This is a genomic window from Pedobacter planticolens (assembly GCF_014172375.1).
In the GTDB taxonomy this organism is placed as follows: Bacteria; Bacteroidota; Bacteroidia; order Sphingobacteriales; family Sphingobacteriaceae; genus Pedobacter; species Pedobacter planticolens.
This window is the reverse complement of the sequence record NZ_WNXD01000002.1, coordinates 1,272,494-1,289,435: the sequence shown is the minus strand read 5'-3', so window position 1 is coordinate 1,289,435 and position 16,942 is coordinate 1,272,494. Positions and strand designations below refer to the sequence as shown.

Annotated in this window: 16 protein-coding genes; 7 read left to right on the top strand and 9 right to left on the bottom strand. The window is 32.9% G+C overall.

What is annotated here, in order from left to right:
- Positions 1–40: 40 nt before the first annotated feature.
- The 4 genes from porL to GM921_RS14370 all read right to left on the bottom strand — a co-directional run bounded on the left by porL (position 41) and on the right by GM921_RS14370 (position 4,223).
- Positions 41–847: a type IX secretion system motor protein PorL/GldL gene (gene porL / locus GM921_RS14385; protein ID WP_182923327.1), complete on the bottom strand. Its 807-nt coding sequence runs from the start codon at positions 845–847 to the stop codon at positions 41–43.
- A gap of 38 nt (positions 848–885) precedes the next feature.
- Positions 886–2,217: a T9SS ring complex lipoprotein PorK/GldK gene (gene porK, locus GM921_RS14380; RefSeq protein ID WP_182923326.1), complete on the bottom strand. Its 1,332-nt coding sequence runs from the start codon at positions 2,215–2,217 to the stop codon at positions 886–888.
- 246 nt (positions 2,218–2,463) lie between these two features.
- Positions 2,464–3,234 carry a uroporphyrinogen-III synthase gene (locus GM921_RS14375; protein WP_182923325.1) on the bottom strand — a complete coding sequence of 257 codons (771 nt, stop codon included), beginning with the start codon at positions 3,232–3,234 and terminating at the stop codon, positions 2,464–2,466.
- 17 nt (positions 3,235–3,251) lie between these two features.
- Positions 3,252–4,223 carry a DUF4271 domain-containing protein gene (locus GM921_RS14370; protein WP_182923324.1) on the bottom strand — a complete coding sequence of 324 codons (972 nt, stop codon included), beginning with the start codon at positions 4,221–4,223 and terminating at the stop codon, positions 3,252–3,254.
- A gap of 142 nt (positions 4,224–4,365) precedes the next feature.
- On the opposite strand from GM921_RS14370, the gene hemW reads away from it, so the two are divergent.
- The 4 genes from hemW to GM921_RS14350 all read left to right on the top strand — a co-directional run bounded on the left by hemW (position 4,366) and on the right by GM921_RS14350 (position 8,198).
- Positions 4,366–5,496 (top strand): radical SAM family heme chaperone HemW, encoded by a 1,131-nt coding sequence (hemW, locus tag GM921_RS14365; protein WP_182923323.1) that lies wholly within the window; start codon positions 4,366–4,368, stop codon positions 5,494–5,496.
- Positions 5,497–5,551: 55 nt separating this feature from the next.
- The gene (locus GM921_RS14360) at positions 5,552–6,394 is read left to right on the top strand and encodes a sterol desaturase family protein (protein WP_182923322.1); all 843 of its coding nucleotides are present in this window, start codon (positions 5,552–5,554) and stop codon (positions 6,392–6,394) included.
- On the top strand, positions 6,384–7,169 hold the full coding sequence (locus GM921_RS14355; protein ID WP_182923321.1) for an SDR family oxidoreductase: 786 nt from the start codon (positions 6,384–6,386) through the stop codon (positions 7,167–7,169). Before GM921_RS14360 ends, GM921_RS14355 begins: the two co-directional genes overlap by 11 nt.
- 147 nt (positions 7,170–7,316) lie before the next feature.
- A complete protein-coding gene (locus GM921_RS14350; protein ID WP_182923320.1) occupies positions 7,317–8,198 on the top strand; it encodes a cupin-like domain-containing protein in 882 nt (293 codons plus the stop codon).
- Between the two features lie 64 nt (positions 8,199–8,262).
- On the opposite strand, the gene GM921_RS14345 is transcribed toward GM921_RS14350, so the two are convergent.
- Positions 8,263–8,688 (bottom strand): YybH family protein, encoded by a 426-nt coding sequence (locus GM921_RS14345; RefSeq protein WP_182923319.1) that lies wholly within the window; start codon positions 8,686–8,688, stop codon positions 8,263–8,265.
- 86 nt (positions 8,689–8,774) lie between these two features.
- Between GM921_RS14345 and GM921_RS14340 the strand changes: the two genes are divergently transcribed.
- From GM921_RS14340 to GM921_RS14330, 3 genes are read left to right on the top strand one after another with little or no spacing between them, the layout of a single operon-like run.
- Positions 8,775–9,872, top strand: a complete 1,098-nt coding sequence (locus GM921_RS14340; RefSeq protein WP_182923318.1) for a vWA domain-containing protein — start codon at positions 8,775–8,777, stop codon at positions 9,870–9,872.
- Positions 9,873–9,896: 24 nt separating this feature from the next.
- Complete coding sequence (locus GM921_RS14335) at positions 9,897–11,378, top strand: sigma 54-interacting transcriptional regulator (protein WP_182923317.1); 1,482 nt, start codon at positions 9,897–9,899, stop codon at positions 11,376–11,378.
- 47 nt (positions 11,379–11,425) lie between these two features.
- Positions 11,426–12,682, top strand: coding sequence for a metallophosphoesterase (locus tag GM921_RS14330; RefSeq protein ID WP_182923316.1), 1,257 nt, complete (start codon positions 11,426–11,428; stop codon positions 12,680–12,682).
- On the opposite strand, the gene GM921_RS14325 is transcribed toward GM921_RS14330, so the two are convergent.
- The 4 genes from GM921_RS14325 to GM921_RS14310 form a co-directional block, all read right to left on the bottom strand.
- The gene (locus GM921_RS14325; RefSeq protein ID WP_182923315.1) at positions 12,672–13,307 is read right to left on the bottom strand and encodes a class I SAM-dependent methyltransferase; all 636 of its coding nucleotides are present in this window, start codon (positions 13,305–13,307) and stop codon (positions 12,672–12,674) included. The genes GM921_RS14330 and GM921_RS14325 overlap by 11 nt on opposite strands.
- Positions 13,297–14,088, bottom strand: a complete 792-nt coding sequence (locus GM921_RS14320) for a UbiA prenyltransferase family protein (RefSeq protein ID WP_202985664.1) — start codon at positions 14,086–14,088, stop codon at positions 13,297–13,299. Before GM921_RS14320 ends, GM921_RS14325 begins: the two co-directional genes overlap by 11 nt.
- Before the next feature lie 410 nt (positions 14,089–14,498).
- Positions 14,499–15,188, bottom strand: coding sequence for a response regulator transcription factor (locus GM921_RS14315; protein ID WP_182923313.1), 690 nt, complete (start codon positions 15,186–15,188; stop codon positions 14,499–14,501).
- A gap of 80 nt (positions 15,189–15,268) precedes the next feature.
- Positions 15,269–16,939 carry a sensor histidine kinase gene (locus GM921_RS14310; protein ID WP_182923312.1) on the bottom strand — a complete coding sequence of 557 codons (1,671 nt, stop codon included), beginning with the start codon at positions 16,937–16,939 and terminating at the stop codon, positions 15,269–15,271.
- Between the last annotated feature and the right edge of the window lie 3 nt (positions 16,940–16,942).

The following is a 16,942-nucleotide window of genomic DNA, read 5'->3' as shown; positions in this document are numbered from 1 at the left end:
AATTAGATTTTTGTTTACTGATTTAAATAATAGAAACTAATTATGTACGTGGTTGGTTCATAGCGGTTAACATATTGCCATAAATTGCATTTAATGACGCTAAGTTTTTAGCCAATTTACCTACTTCTTCTTTAAACTGTTTAGAGTCTTCCATCGATTCATTGAAATTACCCATAGTTAAAGATAAGTTCTGATAGAACTTATTCATTGATTTTAAATGAGCGCTTGAATCTTGTAACTCTAATTCATATACCGCATTTAAGGCTGATAAATTTTTAGCTAAATTATTTACTTGATCATGGTAAGCTTTAGAATCAACACTACTTTCTCCCATTTCTACTAACTGGGCAGTAGCTTTACCAAAGGCATTACTTAAATTATCAAAGCTCGACGAAGCTGTTTTTACTTTTCCAGTAAATTCATTTGTCGCAATTGCAGCATCGCTAACGTTAGAAATTGTGGCTACTTTATCACCAAAAGTGCGTAGGCCAGTACCTAAACTCTCGATTAATTCTGGTCCAATTTTAGCTTTATCTAACATATCATCCAATGCAGCAGTTGAAGAAGATCCCGAAGAAACAACTGGTCTAGCTGTAGCTTTTGGCAATTCACCTGCAAACCCCATGTTTAATTCAGGATAAACGCGTTCCCAAGGCAGCTCTGGTTCTGGCGGAAAAAATCCTGTTAAGAAGAATAATAATGCCTCTACACCTAATCCCACTCCAATAATTACGTTTGCCCATGATCCACCAAAGTGAATAATTTTACATAATGCACCGATAATTACTATACTCGCTCCCCAGGAAATTGCCACATGTAACCAACCTGGTTGTTTTCTTGCTGCCATAATTTGTTTAAAGTTTTATTTTGTTGTTTGTTGATTTTTTAATTTAATGCATTGCCAGGATAATCAGAAACACAACGGAAACCGATATAAGATCTTGCTTTATCTTGATACTCGTATGTACCTACAGAATTTTGCAAAAAGAAACCTATGTCTTTCCATGAGCCACCTCTTACTACTTTAGCTCCTTTAGCTGTATTTACATAATTGGGGCTAAAATCTGACAATAAACTTGTTGCTGATCTGTTATAAGCTGTTACTGTCCATTCTGCTACGTTACCTGCCATGTTGTATAAACCGTAATCATTCGGAATATAAGCTCTAGCATCTACAGTGTACAATCCACCATCATCAGTATAATTACCTCTACCTACTTTAAAGTTTGCTTGTAAACAACCTTTTGTATTTTTAATATAAGGACCACCCCATGGATATTTAGTTTGTGTTCTTCCGCCTCTGGCAGCATATTCAAACTCTTGGTCTGTTGGCAATCTATATTTTAATCTTACGTTTTCTGGTTGTTTTCTTGCTGCAGCTATATTTCTATATAAAACAGTTCTCCAATTACAAAAAGCTGTTGCTTGATCCCATGTTACACCAACAACTGGATATCCATCATAAGATGGGTGGTTAAAATAAGAATCAACCATTGGATCATTTTGAGCATAAGAAAAATCCAATTTCCAAACTAAAGTATCTGGATATATACTAACCGAAGGATGCTCATTTGCTTTACCTGGTGTAGGATTATCAGTATATGTTTGTATGAAATCTTGTCTGCTTTTACTTGGATCGTTTCTACCTGCCGCTTCTAAATCGTGATCTAAATAACTGTATGCATATCTGAATTTACGAATATCAAATTCATTTTTACCTGGTAAGGCATCGTTACCCGAATAATACATATTTTGCAATCTAGCTTTGTATGCACTATTTTTCCCCCAAAGCACGCCACTTTTTCCTATAGCTTTCCAGTTAATATTTTGTTGACCAGATGCTGTGGTTCCTGCAGCGGCGGCTGGTTGTGGCATATATAAGTTTGGCGCACCAGATCTACCTAAAGAGGTTACTGCAACAGAATCTCTAACCCAATTTACAAACTGTCTGTATTCTGCGTTTGTAATTTCCGTTTGATCCATATAAAAAGCAGCAAACGAGGTCATACGGCTTGGTGTACCCTGATAAAAACTAATATCTTCATCAGTCATACCGATTAAAGTTCTCCCTGGCGGGATAAAAACCATCCCATAAGGAATTGTTTTGTTCTTAAATTTTTTGTTGTATGCCCCGACAAGCTCTCCATTTTGTCCGCTTTTACAGCTCATCAGCAAACTAGTGATAATCAAAAAATTAAGAAAGTATATTTTTCTCATAAAATCCGTTAATGCAGTATCATATTATTTTATAGCAATTTTATCGAAAATCCTTGATAAAAACAATTATTTATACAAATAAATCCGCCTCACCTTGCAATAAATATTTAAACTATAACCGATTAAAAATAAGTTATTTAGTTTAAATTATCCATCATCTCAACTAAGATTTAAGGTGAAGAAAATTGTTTTTACGAGCAGAAATTCTTCAAATATTGATGAAGTAACGGCACATGTTATGAAAAATTACTTATTAGATTTTTTAATGTAATTTTCTATCGCCATAATCATAGAAGGTGCTTCCGGACTAGGCGCAGCAATGTCTACAATTTGCCCAGCATCTGTTGCAGCTTTATTGGTATTTAGGCCAAATACAGCTATCCGAGTATTGTTTTGCTTAAAATTTGGAAAATTAGTATAAAGGGATTGTATACTTGATGGACTGAAAAACGCAATTACATCATAAAAAACCTCTGCTAAGTCGGATAAATCACTAACTACCGTTTTAAATAAAACTGCAGGAGTAACATCATAACCATTTTTTTGCAGGAAATTCATAGTGTCTTCAGTAGCTACATCAGAACAAGGATATAAAAATTTCTCTCCAGCGTGTTTTTTCAAAACTTCTGCTAAATCTGAAGCAGTCTGCTTTCCGAAGAAAATTTTACGTTTTCTATATTGAATATATTTTTGAAGATATAAGGCAGTAGATTCTGAAATACAGAAATATTTTAAGTCTGCTGGCACTTCGTATCTCATTTCTTCACATATTCTGAAAAAATGATCAACTGCGTTACGACTTGTAAAAACCACAGCAGTAAACTCTGCTAAATTGATTTTATCTTTTCTAAAATCTCTGGCAGGAACTCCCTCAACGTGAATAAATGACCGAAAGTCGATTTTCAAATTGTACTTTTTAGCCAGATCAAAATAAGGTGATTTTTCTGTTTCGGGCTTTGGTAAAGTGATCAGTATACTTTTAACTTTACGTAACCTATCTTCTATCTTTTCCTGCATTTTAACTAATTACCTCTTTAAAATCCTATTGCCTTGATTAATATTAATATAGGGCAAATTTCGAGGGTGCAAAAGTACAAAAATAAATAGACTTTTGAAAACCTATAATGAGATAAAATATTTACTCCTGCCCTAATAAATTGAAAAACAAAGATAACTAATACTAAAACTATAGCTGCTGCAACATAAAAGGAGCCATGTTTTAGTGGAGATAGCGCAAACGCAATAACTAATGGAGTGAACAATAAAGAGGCGTTAAAATAACTTAAATATAATATAGAGATGTATTCGTTTACTGGTTTTTGGATATTAAATATATAGCCAAGTAAGCGTAATAGCACAATTTTTAATACATATAAAACTATAATGACTATTGAAATTGTTACAAAAAACTGGAAGCCATTTGCGACATAATCTAGCTTTTGATATTGGGCAACGAGATAAAAAAACATCCCAATGGTAAACCCAAATTGAACAAAAAGTAGCAGAAAAGGCCAAGAAGTAAATAGGTTATCCTCCTTATTTAAATTACCTAATGCTCTATTGCTAAAAAAGGACAAAATAATTGCCATCATTTGTTTAGAAAACACGTTTTTTAGAATTGCAAATAGCACCAAAAGGAAAGCGATAAATGCTAATATCCAAACATCGCCTTTGGTTAATGCATCTCCTACTTGACGTGGACCTTTATTTACAGAATTGCGTAGAAAATCATCTACTAGAACCTTAAAATCGAGTTTTGGATAACCAAATCCTTTTTTTAAGCTATCTGTAATAAGTGCTTTTGTTAAGGAATCGGGTAATCTTAAACTACGTGGAGTAATGGTATCTTCTGCAATAATTGTTATAGTTTGAGCGGAATCTAGGCTATCTGTTGGTAAAGAAACTCCAGAAATACTATCAGTTGCTAAAGGTATTTGCTGCGCTTTTATCGACACCAATAACGTACTAAAACACAATAAAATAAGTAAAAAAACTTTTTTTAACATCGCAGATAAACAACTATAGAACTATGCCTAATGACGACAAATTTACTGCTTTATTATTTTGTTTTCACAAAAAGCACTTCTTTTAAATGCTAACTTACTATCGATAATGGCTTGTGGCGCTAAATTAATTTACCTTTGCGCAATGGCTGGCATTTATATCCATATTCCCTTCTGCAAAAAGGCTTGTACCTATTGCGATTTTCATTTTTCTACTTCTTTTAAGTATGTGGATGAGATGACAGATGCAATTTGTACAGAAATTAGACTCAAAAAAGATCGCATTACGGAACAAATTGGTAGCATTTATTTTGGTGGCGGCACTCCTTCTGTGTTATCTGCGGCCTCACTTCAACAAATTTTCGATACACTAACCGAATGTTTTTCTATCTCGGCCAATGCCGAAATTACTATTGAAGCTAACCCTGATGATCTTGATGCCAAAAAAATAAACGAACTACGCCAACTTCCAATTAATAGATTTAGCATTGGCATTCAATCTTTTTTTAATGAAGATTTAGTTTGGATGAACAGAGCGCATAATGCGGATGAAGCCATAAACTGTATCAAAAGAAGTCAAGATGCAGGATTTGAGAACTTAAGTATAGATTTAATTTACGGTTATCCATTACTAACCGACGAAAAATTATTGTCTAATATTCAAACCATTTTATCCTTACAAACCCCGCATATTTCAGCTTATTCACTTACGGTAGAAGCTCGTACAGCTTTAGCTAACGCGATACAAAAAGGTAAACAAACACCCATAAATGAGGAACAAAGTGCATCTCAATTTTTAATCTTAACTGATCAATTGACTAAGAATAATTTTGAGCATTATGAGATTTCGAACTATAGTTTGCCTAGCAAATATGCAGTTCATAACACTAATTACTGGAAAGGCGTGCCATATTTGGGTATTGGACCTTCGGCGCATGGTTTTGATGGTTTCAACAGATATATCAACATAGCTAATAATGCAAAATATTTAAGTGCTTTAACCTCGCAAAAATTAGCAGAAGACATTGAAGAATTAAGCGAAATTGATCGTTTTAACGAATATATTATGACTTCTCTTCGCACCATGTGGGGAACAGATTTACAAAAAATAACTACTGATTTTGGCAAAAATTATGCTGAGCAAACGTTTAAACAAATCAAACCATTTATTGATAATGGAAGATTAGTTTTAAATAACAATATCATTCATCTTACTCACGAAGGGAAATTATTTGCAGATGGTATTGCATCAGAACTTTTTGCAACTGACGAATAAAATAATGTAACGCATTTTACTTATTTTTGTTCAACACCCTCTTTTAATAGCCATTATGACCCCACAAAATTTTCTCAAATATATTTTTGATGTAGGAACCCGTTATTTTTTAATCGCCGGAATTGCTTTTTTAATTTTCTATGTATTATTTGATAAACGATTTAGTGGAAGACGTTTGCAAAAGAAAATACCGAAAATGTCTGATCATAAACGAGATATTTTCTATTCGATTATTACCATCGTGATTTTCGGAGCTTTACCCGTAATTTTTTTAGAAAATGATAAAATACGACCTTATACACTACTTTATCAAAATGTAAGCGATTACGGCTGGGTGTATTTCTTTTTAGCGTTTCCATTGATGTTGCTTATTCACGATGCCTATTTCTATTGGACTCACCGAATGATGCATCACCCAAAATTGTTTCGACTTTTTCATTTAATTCACCATAAATCTACCAGCCCAACACCTTGGACGGCTTACTCTTTTCATCCGTTAGAAGCTGTAGTAGAAACTGGTATATTTGTGGTTATTATTTTTATCATGCCAGTTCATCAAATACATTTAGCCGTATTTTTTACCATTGTGTTTGTTTATAACGTGTATGGCCATTTAGGTTATGAATTATTTCCCGCAAAATTTCACAAAAGCAAAATTGGCAAATGGATAAGCACTGGAACGGCTCACAATATGCATCATCAATACTTTAAAGGTAATTATGGGTTGTATTTTTTATTTTGGGATAGATGGATGGGAACGTTAAGACCAGAATACGATGAAAAATTCGAATTTACCACCGCCAAAAAAGAAAAAGTAATTACAGAAAAATCGATGGAAGAACAAGTTCTAGAAAATGATGCATTAAAAAATTCCATATTCGAGGCAAATGAAAAATAAAATCGTGTGGATTACCGGAGCTTCGTCAGGAATTGGTGAGGCATTAGTGTATGCTTACAATAAAGCTGGCGTAAAATTAATTATCTCTTCCCGCAACCGCGATGAGCTTTTTAGAGTTAAATCTAATTGCAAAGATCAAATTAATGTACATGTTTTATCGTTAGATTTAGCCGATAACGCTTCCTTAAAAGGCAAAGCCGATGAGGCCATCAAAATTTTTGGAAAAATCGACATATTAATTAACAGCGGCGGAATTAGTCAAAGAAGTTTAACACTAGAAACTAATTTAGAAACCGAAAAGCGTTTAATGGATGTTAATTTTTGGGGAACAGTAATTTTAAGTAAAGCTGTTTTACCTCAAATATTAGCGCAAGGAAGTGGTAGTATTGTTTGTGTAAGTAGTTTAGTAGGTAAATTTGGCACTCGTTTCCGCTCTGCGTATTCCGCATCAAAACACGCTTTACATGGTTATTTTGATTCACTTCGCATAGAAATAGACAATCCCAACATTCATATTATGTTGGCTTGCCCAGGTTTTATCAAAACAAACGTAACGATCAATGCAGTAACCGCAAATGGTGCTGCACAAGGCACTATGGATGATGCACAAGAAAATGGCATGCTTCCAGAAGTTTGTGCTGAACAAATCGTGAAAGCAATTGAAGCAAAAAAAGAAGAGGTTTATATTGGCGGTAAAGAAGTAAAAGGAGTATTGCTTAAACGCTTTTTCCCACGCTATTTTTCTAAAATTATCCGCAAAGCGAAAGTTACTTAATCCGAGTTGATACTTTTTAAGTTTACATCAAATTATCATCGTCTTAACATTTTATAACTAATGCCTACACATTTTAAATTTTAATTTACATTTTTGTATTTGGATAGCTGATTGCTTAACCACAAAATTTAATCTTATTGCCATACTATGAGCTTTATTTTAAAACCAGTTGACACCGTTGAAACCATTAGCCCAGAAGATTTTAAAAAAAACTATTTGGACGCTAGAAAACCACTAATAATTAAAGGATTAACAAAAGATTGGCCAGCCCGTGAAAAATGGACGACCGATTATTTAAAGGAAATTGGTGGCGATATTGAAGTTAATTTGGTTGATAATTCTAAGGCTGATCCTACAAAACCAATTAATGCATCTATTGCTAGCATGAAATTTGGCGATTATTTGGACTTGATTAAAAGAGAGCCTACCGAGTTACGGATCTTCTTTTTTAATTTGTTTAAGCATGTTCCAAGTTTAATTAACGATATTAAAATCCCTAAAGATTTAATGGGTGGCTTCATAGAAAGCATGCCAGCCATGTTTTTTGGTGGTTCTAACTCTGTTACTTTTTTACATTACGATATAGATTTACCTCATCTTTTCCATACTCATTTTGGTGGAAGAAAGCACATCATTCTATTTGATAATAAATGGAAAAAACGTTTATACTGTATTCCAAATGCAACATATGCATTAGAAGATTATGATGTTGCTAATCCAGATTTCGAAAAATTCCCTGCCTTAAATGGCGTAGAAGGTTACGAAGTTTTTTTAGAACACGGTGATACTTTATTTATGCCAACTGGTATGTGGCACTGGATGAAATATTTGGACGGTTCTTTCTCTTTAAGTTTAAGAGCTTGGGATGCATCTTTAAGTAGAAAAGCAGCAAGCGTTTTCAATTTGGCCATTAAAGGTGGTGTAGATAGTTTATTGAAAATGGCTTTTAAAGCTCCTTATGCGCAATGGAGAGAAAAATTAGCTGTTAAACGAGCAGAAAGAGCTTTAAAAAACGGAAGTCCAAAATAGATTCTTTATAAAGATAGTTTAAAGGTCAAAGCAATAATTGTTTTGACCTTTTTTGTTTTTTACGTTAACTACTATGATCAACTACAACTTTCCAAACGCCATTTATTTTGCGCAGTAAAAGCGTGAAATAACCTTTTAATTCATCTTTTTCACGTTTCACATTCCAGCTTCCTAAAACAAAAGCTTTATCTTTAGTTAAAAACTCTACTTTTTTAATTCCAAAAATTAAAAAACCCATCGCAGCTTTATCTGGGTAACCTTTTTTATAATTATCTAATGTTTTTTGCCATCCATACGTTGGTCCGCTTTTCCCTACAAATAATAAGCTATCGCTTTTCCAATAACCTTGCATGTAAGCCTCAACATCACCTTTATTCCAATCGGCTCGCTGCTTCTCTAAAAGGTTCAAAACAGCTTGTTTATCATCAACTTTTTGTGCTTGAGCTTGTAAGGAAAATAAGCAAATCAGCACTAGTATTAATTTTTTCATCTTTAAATATAGCAAGCTATTTTTACAAGTCCATAACATTAGTTCATTCTCAAACTTTTACCTTCGGTACTGCGTTTATCATAAACATGAGAGGATTTCAATTTTCAAAATTTTTACCAAACGAATTGCCAAAAGGTGGTTTCGATGAATTGCTTAAGCTTTTTACCGAACTACTTAATTATACTGCTGGCGATGCTGGAGAAACTTTGGCCTGGATGAACGAGCTTGATAAGCAATACAAATTCACCAATAATGAATATGCTATGGGCGATTTCATTGAGGATTTGAAAGAAAAAGGCTATCTCAAAGAGGAAAATGGTGAAGTTAAAATCACTGCAAAAACTGAACAAACCATTCGAAAATCTGCATTAGAAGAAATATTTGGCAAGTTAAAAAAAGCTGGAAAAGGAAATCATAACAGTAATATTTCAGGTATTGGAGAAGAAAAAAATGCCGATCGCCGTGAATACAATTTTGGCGATAGTTTAGACCAAATCGACATGACGGCGTCGATCCAAAATGCGCAAATAAATCATGGTATTAGTAATTTTACGCTAACAGAAAAGGATTTAGAAGTCGAAGAAAAAGATTATAAAACGTTAACATCAACTGTGTTAATGATAGATATTTCTCATTCTATGATTTTATACGGTGAAGACAGAATTACACCTGCAAAAAAAACTGCAATGGCTTTAGCAGAGCTGATTAAAACCAAATATCCAAAAGATACATTAGATATTGTAGTTTTTGGAAACGATGCTTGGCCTATCACGATTAAAGATTTACCCTATTTACAAGTTGGCCCTTACCATACCAATACCTTAGCAGGATTAGAATTAGCGACAGATTTATTGCGTCGTAGAAAAACTCATAACAAGCAAATATTTATGATTACCGATGGAAAACCAACTTGTTTAAAGGAAAATGGTCGGTATTATAAAAATAGTATGGGTTTGGATAGAAAAGTAATTGGAAAAACCTTAAATATGGCAGCGCAATGTAAACGTTTAAACATTCCAATTACTACCTTTATGATTGCACAAGACCCTTATTTGCAACAGTTTGTAAGACAGTTTACGCAAGTTAATGGTGGTAGAGCTTTTTATAGTTCATTAACTGGTTTGGGCGAATACATTTTTGAAGATTATATTAAAAACAGAAGAAAAACTTTTAGAGGAAACTAAAAGTCAGAAACATTTATACATCAAATGGATATTAAAACATTAGGCGAATTAAAAGCCTCCAACTATATTTCACTTAGCGTTAAAGACGAATTAAGAAAAAATCTGATTAAACAACTTCAACAAAAAGAGCTTGGTTTTGAGGGAATTCTTGGTTACGATGAAACCGTTATCCCAGAATTGCAAACTGCTATTTTATCAAGACATAATGTTTTGTTATTAGGTTTACGTGGTCAGGCGAAAACTAGAATTGCTCGTTTAATGGTAAATTTGTTAGACGAATATATTCCTTACGTTGCAGCAAGTGAGATTTTTGACGATCCTTTAAATCCTATTTCATGGTATGCTAAAAACGAGATAGCACAAAAAGGCGATGACACACCAATTTTATGGCAACACCGTAATGACCGTTATACAGAAAAATTGGCTACACCAGATGTTACCGTTGCCGATTTAATTGGCGATGTTGATCCGATCAAAGCAGCAACTTTAAAATTAACGTATAATGATGAACGTGTAATCCATTTTGGGTTAATTCCAAGAGCGCATCGCGGAATATTTGTGATTAATGAATTACCCGATTTACAAGCTCGTATTCAGGTGGCCCTATTTAATATGCTACAAGAAAAAGACATTCAAATTCGTGGTTTCAAATTGCGTTTACCACTAGATATTCAATTTGTATTTACTGCAAATCCAGAAGATTATACCAATCGCGGTAGCATCGTAACTCCTCTAAAAGATAGAATTGAAAGTCAAATTTTAACACATTATCCAAAAACTGTAGAAATTTCTCGAAAAATTACTTTCCAAGAAGCAAAATTGACTGATGAACAACGTTTAATTGAAGTTGATGGATTACTAAAAGATTTAATTGAACAAGTTGCTTTTGAGGCACGTAAAAGTGAATTTATTGATCAAAAATCTGGTGTTTCTGCTCGTTTGACTATCTCAGCATATGAGAATTTAATTAGTAACGCAGAGCGAAGAATGCTGATTAATCATGAAAAATCAACTTTTGTGCGTTTAGCAGATTTAAGTGGAATTATCCCTGCGGTTACCGGTAAAATCGAATTAGTTTACGAGGGCGAATTAGAAGGTCCGGCCAAAGTTGCACATACGTTAATAGGAAAAGCAATTAAGCATTTATTTGCTCGTTATTTCCCAGATCCAGAAAGAGCTAAAAAAAGCAAAACTGCTAATCCATATACAAAAATTACCGAATGGTTTACCGAAGGTAATACGATAGATATTGCTGATGATTTGAAGTTGGATCAATACAAAAAAAGGTTAATGGATGTGGAGGGATTAAATGAATTAGTTCAGAAATTTCACCCCAAACTAAGCGAAAACCAAACGCTTTTATTGATGGAATTTGTATTACATGGCTTAGCAGAATTTTCACAATTGAGCAAAAATTACTTAACTAGTGGTTTCGGTTTTTCGGATATGTTTGATAGTCTTTTCAACGTAGATTTAACCGACGAGGACGAAGATGATTTTCGGTAAGCAACCTACTCCTTAATCTTTATTATATTACTACTTTTACACCACAAATGGGAAGAACAGGATTTTTAACTATACTTTGCCTAGTAGTTCTTTTACTAGATTTTTACTGCTACAAAGCCATTATTAGCGTTTTCAAAAAATGGTCTGCTAAGCGAATCAGAAATTTCACTATTACTTGGTGGACGATTAATATTCTGTTAATAATTGGTGTTTTTTCGGCCATTTTTCTCAATTTATTTCTAACGGCACGAGCAATTATTTTAGTTGCTTTTTTCTTGTTAACTGTTGGAAAAGTTTTCATGCTGCCATTTTTATTAATCGATGATTTAAGGAGATTTTCCATTAAATTAATCCGCTTAGCTAAAACAAAACAACCAAACAGCCAAACAACTAAGCAACCAATTGACGAGCCTATTAGTCGTTCTTCTTTTTTAGTAAAAGCTGGACTTGTAGCAGCGGCAGTTCCTTTAAGTTCTTTAAGTTGGGGCATTATTTCTGGCGCATACGATTATAAAATAAAAAGAGTAAAACTCGTTCTTCCTAATTTACCAAAAGCCTTTGACGGCATTAAATTAGGGCAAATATCCGATATCCATTCGGGTAGTTTTTACAATAAAACTGCTGTGAAGGGGGGTGTAGAAATGCTTTTGGCAGAAAAACCAGACTTTATTTTCTTTACTGGAGATTTGGTAAATAACCTAACCAATGAGGTTAAAGATTATCAAGATATTTTCTCTAAAGTTAAAGCGCCATTAGGTGTTTATTCTACTTTAGGTAACCACGATTATGGTGATTATTATTTTGGGAAGGAAAGTTCTCCTGCTAAGGTTAAAAACCTACAAGACATGATTACCACCCATAAATTAATGGGTTATGATTTATTAATGAATGAAAATAGACGCTTAAAAGTTGATGGCGAAGAAATTGGAATTTTGGGTATAGAAAATTGGGGAATGGGTCGCTTTCCTAAATATGGAAAGATGGAATTAGCATATAAAAACACCGAAGATTTACCTGTTAAATTACTCCTTTCTCATGATCCATCACATTGGCGTGGCGAAGTTTTAGAAAAATATCAAGATGTAGATGCCATGTTTAGCGGTCACACTCATGGTATGCAATTTGGCGTTAGGTTAAAAGAATTTCAGTGGAGCCCAGTGCAGTATATTTACAAAGAATGGGCAGGACTTTACAGAGAAAAAGCGCAGCAATTATATGTAAATGTAGGTTACGGTTTCTTGGGCTATCCGGGACGTGTAGGAATTTTACCAGAAATTACAATATTTGAGTTAACTAGGGGCTAGTTTTTCTATAAATAATAGCTTTAATAAAATTAGCGTAATACCCTCTTTCTTCTATTTTAGTAAAGACATTTGCAAAAAAAGAGTTTACATTAACCAAATGTGTTACGTTTACAACATTTATAACTCTAAAAAAAATGTGCATTGATTTTAAAATTGCTTTTTTCCAAGCCCCCCCTTTTTCTGGCACATAAAAATCGGTATAAAGCCAAATAGCATTGGGTATTAGCATAGTGTTTATTTTATTAAATACATTTTTTGCTTTTTCATTATCAAAATTATCGAATAGAAAAGGAGTTAAAACTGCATCGAAAAGATTTGAGTGTTGAAATTTTTCAATATCTACATGCACAAAATGCACCCTATTTTTAGTTTCTATTTTTTTTGCCAATTCAATCATTTTTAATGACGTTTCTACATAAACAATTTGCATTGTTTGTTTAAGGCTATCCAAATGTTTTAATATCCACCCTGTGCCACCACCAACAATTAGAATATGTGTACAATTATTTAAATAAGGAAGTTGATTAATTTGGGCATTTACTTGTGCTTTAAAAAATACCAATCGGCTCAAAAAATCGTACCTCTTGGCAATTTTATCATAAGAGAACTGTGAATTAGAATGCATATAAAACTATCCCTAAAATACCACAAATGGCTTTAAATAATATTAATCCATCAACAACCATTAAATAATACAAAATTTGTTGTCGTTTACGCATACTAAATGCTACGACTATAGTAGCCACGAAAGGTAAAGTATTAAAAAATAATTGCAAAAAATTGAAGTCTCTATAATATGCAAAAATGTAAAATGAAAGCAATCCAATTACTAAAAGTGGTAAAAGAATATAAAAAATGGTAGTTCGCAAACCATAGCGAACAGCAAAAGTTCTCAGGTCTTTATTTGCATCTGTTGGGTAGTCTTTAATATCAAATATAATAGCATTTACAGTGCAAAACATCCAATTCTTAACAAAAAGCCAAATCCACAAAGGCCAATCGTTATCATTAATACCTAATTCTATTTTAAGAATGATGAGTAAGAGCACATTAGCACAACACGCCCATACAAAACCAATTATAAAAGCTTTTAACCATCCTGTGTTGCGTAGGTTTAAATTAAAAAACAACTTTGGCAATAAACTATAGTAAAAGCCTCCAGCAAATAAAATAGCAAAAATACTTAACCAATAATCTTTAGGTAATGCTAAAATGCTATCTAAATTTTTAATAAATAAATAGGTAGCCAATAGCATAGAAATTGCAAACAAAACCCATTGACTGTATTTAACAAATGTTTTATTGTTAGCATACCATTTAGCCCTTAAATTGCCTGAAGCATTTAATGTAGTTTGCCCACTATACGCATAAGTATAATACACAGTTGGCGAAATAAATAATAACAAAAAATAAGTTAGAGAAGGGAATGGTAAGCCTAATTGCAAACAAGCCTCAATGGTTAATGCAACAGCGAGTATACCGACAAAATAATTGCCAAAAAATATAGATTTGATAAACTTAGCGAATGAATGCACTTATCAAAAATAGAAATAAAGCCTAATATTATGTATAATATTTAATTTATGCCACTTGTGGTTACATATCAAAAAGAGCAAAACTAATGCAATAATGTAAAAAGGCACCCCATTTAAAATTTGTAGTTCTATTAACCTTAGTTCATTTCAAAGTCTTTTATGATGGAAAATGTGCTGAAATAAACAGCGAAGCTCTCTTCAAGACAGAAATCAATAGAAGCAACTGATAAATTCAGGATGGCGGTAGACCGACCTTACAACCCTCAACCTTTTACCTCTAACTACCCCGCGTTAAAGCGATAACCTATACCGCGTACTGTTTGCAATAACTGAGGGTTATCTGGATTAAGTTCTATTTTTTTACGCAATCTAACAATGTGCATATCAAGTGTACGCGTATTTACGTCAGAGTTATAACCCCAAACTACCAGCATCAATTCATCGCGATTAATTACTTTATTCGGATTACGCAAAAAGTATAATAATATTCTATTTTCTAAAATAGTAAGCTCAATTTTTTTACCATCACGATATAACGTATGAATATTTGGATGATGTTCCATATTACCAAAACGATGAATTTCTGAACGATCATTATTCAGCAAAAATTTAACTTTGCTATCTAACATCGCTACTAAAACATCCATATTAAATGGTTTAGTTACATAATCTGAAGCGCCAAAATTATACGCATCAATTTTATCTACATCTTGCGCTTTTGCAGTCATCATGATAATTAAACCTTCATAACCTGTTTTGCGAACCTCTTCACAAACCTCTGCACCTTCTTTGCCAGGTAACATCCAATCTAACAACACAATATCTGGCTTTTCAGCAGTAATAGTTTCTACAGCAGTTATACCATCGCTATTTTCGAGTACTTGATATCCTTCTGCTTGCAAACGATGAACGACTAAAAAACGTAAATTTTCATCATCTTCAACTATCAGTATTTTTATTCCTTTAGACATATTTATTTGTTTTAAAGTTGGAAAGTTAAAAAGTTGGAAAGCTGTACAACAACATTACAACAATAAAATCTTACAACATTTCAATTAATATAGGGTAGTACAATTTTAAATTCTGTTCCTTTATCTACAACACTTTTTACCGAGATATCGCCGTTCATAAAGTTAACAAGTTCCTTACAGAAAGCCAAGCCCAAACCTACGCTTCCATTTTGGTTGTATCGGTTTTGAATACGATAAAACTTTTTAAAGATATTATTTATTTCTGAGGATGGAATACCAATCCCTGCATCTTTAAATCGAAGTACAATCCTATCTTTAATTAACCGAGCACTAATGTGCAGTTTTTTACGATCTGGTGGAGAATATTTGTAGGAATTCTCTACTAAATTATCAAACAAACTACCCAATAAAACTGGATCTGTTATAAATGTTTTAAAGCCCGAAACTTCGTAGGTAAATTCAAAATCTGGATGTTTTAATTGGTGTACATCAATTGTACTTTCAATAAACTCCTCTATATTTACTTCATCCTGATTTAAAGTAATTGCCTTATTTTCTATCTGCGTAAACGCCAGCAATTTATTCATCAAACCATTCAGTTTATCAGCTTCCTCATCTAATATTTTACCATACAATTGTTGTTCCCGTTCGGTTAAACTTGCCGCACTTTTAATGTTATTTCCAGCAATTTTAATTACACTAACTGGCGTTTTAAACTCGTGCGTAAGATTTGTAACGAAGTCATATTGCAGCTTAAACATTTTATGGTTGATATTTAAGTTTCGATAAATTAAAAAAGCAACCAATATCAATACGCCATAAACCAGCAATAACAATGCTGCTATTGGCAAGAAAAAACTGAATATCTCCTTTTTTACAAATGATTTGGATGAAATAAAATACAGTTTATAATCTGAAAAAGGCCCTCCTAGCGTAATTTCTCCAGTAATATATTCTGATGAAGTATCTAAAGGGTCATACGTAACTGGTTCAATTCTAATATTTTGATATAATAACGGTCTGGAGTTTTTAATCTTGATTTTATATGGATCTAACTGAAAAGAAAGCATATCCTGCTCGTAAACAGGATCAGATTCTAGTTTCGTTGTTACCATCTTTTTGTAGGTTTTTAACAACTCATGACTAGGAATATTAAAATAATCGATGTGATTAGAACGGATGTTTGTGAAATTACTAAATAGCTCTTCCTGACTTGGCACTTTTGTAGTATCCAATTTTTGCACAAAGTTGATGAGTTTGATAGAAAGTGCTGTAAAATCATCAAGACTAACATTTTTCCTAACTTCATTTTCTCCAAAAAGCTTTATCGAATCTTTAGGCACAAGGCTTCCAAACTGATATACGTTTTTCATCCCTATGGAAAAATCGCCTATGTTAAGCCCGTTTTCTTCGTATTTTACATTTTTTACCTGTGTATCGTAAAAAATCACTTTAGACACAAATGGATATTGCAGTAAAACCGTATCAACAAATTTAGAAGCCGTTGCCGAATCTAAATAACCGTTGTAATATGAAATTTCGGGCAGTTTATTTAAAAAGAAATCATTGTATGGTTTTATACTTTCTTCGAGTACATTGGCTTTGGCCGATACAAAATCATTTTCAATATTCTTTTTACTGAAATTAAAAGCTAAAAAAAGGGAAAGGATAAATAGGATAGAAATTAAGACAATAAACGTTACTATCAGTGAAAAATTCTTTCGATAACCACTATCCTTTTCTGAAACCATTGT

Coding starts and splice junctions, on each gene's coding strand:
- GM921_RS14370 (WP_182923324.1), bottom strand. CDS start 4,223: ATGTTAAAAAAAGTTTTTTTACTTATTTTATTGTGTTTTAGTACGTTA.
- GM921_RS14350 (WP_182923320.1), top strand. CDS start 7,317: ATGAGCTTTATTTTAAAACCAGTTGACACCGTTGAAACCATTAGCCCA.
- GM921_RS14315 (WP_182923313.1), bottom strand. CDS start 15,188: ATGTCTAAAGGAATAAAAATACTGATAGTTGAAGATGATGAAAATTTA.
- GM921_RS14360 (WP_182923322.1), top strand. CDS start 5,552: ATGACCCCACAAAATTTTCTCAAATATATTTTTGATGTAGGAACCCGT.
- GM921_RS14345 (WP_182923319.1), bottom strand. CDS start 8,688: ATGAAAAAATTAATACTAGTGCTGATTTGCTTATTTTCCTTACAAGCT.
- GM921_RS14355 (WP_182923321.1), top strand. CDS start 6,384: ATGAAAAATAAAATCGTGTGGATTACCGGAGCTTCGTCAGGAATTGGT.
- hemW (WP_182923323.1), top strand. CDS start 4,366: ATGGCTGGCATTTATATCCATATTCCCTTCTGCAAAAAGGCTTGTACC.
- GM921_RS14340 (WP_182923318.1), top strand. CDS start 8,775: ATGAGAGGATTTCAATTTTCAAAATTTTTACCAAACGAATTGCCAAAA.
- porL (WP_182923327.1), bottom strand. CDS start 847: ATGGCAGCAAGAAAACAACCAGGTTGGTTACATGTGGCAATTTCCTGG.
- GM921_RS14310 (WP_182923312.1), bottom strand. CDS start 16,939: ATGGTTTCAGAAAAGGATAGTGGTTATCGAAAGAATTTTTCACTGATA.
- porK (WP_182923326.1), bottom strand. CDS start 2,217: ATGAGAAAAATATACTTTCTTAATTTTTTGATTATCACTAGTTTGCTG.
- GM921_RS14330 (WP_182923316.1), top strand. CDS start 11,426: ATGGGAAGAACAGGATTTTTAACTATACTTTGCCTAGTAGTTCTTTTA.
- GM921_RS14335 (WP_182923317.1), top strand. CDS start 9,897: ATGGATATTAAAACATTAGGCGAATTAAAAGCCTCCAACTATATTTCA.
- GM921_RS14325 (WP_182923315.1), bottom strand. CDS start 13,307: ATGCATTCTAATTCACAGTTCTCTTATGATAAAATTGCCAAGAGGTAC.
- GM921_RS14375 (WP_182923325.1), bottom strand. CDS start 3,234: ATGCAGGAAAAGATAGAAGATAGGTTACGTAAAGTTAAAAGTATACTG.